Source organism: Pseudomonas sp. SIMBA_067, from assembly GCF_046534675.1.
GTDB lineage: Bacteria > Pseudomonadota > Gammaproteobacteria > Pseudomonadales > Pseudomonadaceae > Aquipseudomonas > Aquipseudomonas putida.
This window is the reverse complement of sequence record NZ_JAWRYH010001222.1, coordinates 1-241: the sequence shown is the minus strand read 5'-3', so window position 1 is coordinate 241 and position 241 is coordinate 1. Positions and strand designations below refer to the sequence as shown.

The following is a 241-nucleotide window of genomic DNA, read 5'->3' as shown; positions in this document are numbered from 1 at the left end:
AGGCGATGCTAGCTTTGTTGATAAGCACACTATTGAAATTAGACGTAATGACGGTTCAACTGAACGCCTAACTGCACAAACTATTGTTATTGCTACCGGCTCACGCCCTTATCGCCCACCAGGTGTTGATTTCACCCATTCGCGTATTTATGAAAGTGACACAATTTTAGGCCTTGAACACGATCCTCATCGCGTACTTATATACGGCGCGGGTGTAATTGGCTGTGAATACGCATCTATC

General features: G+C 44.8%; 1 protein-coding gene. It reads left to right on the top strand.

Annotated elements, in window-relative coordinates; genetic code table 11:
* Positions 1-241, top strand: a 241-nt coding sequence (locus tag SB765_RS33185) for an FAD-dependent oxidoreductase (protein ID WP_410932971.1), incomplete at both ends; no start/stop codon positions are given.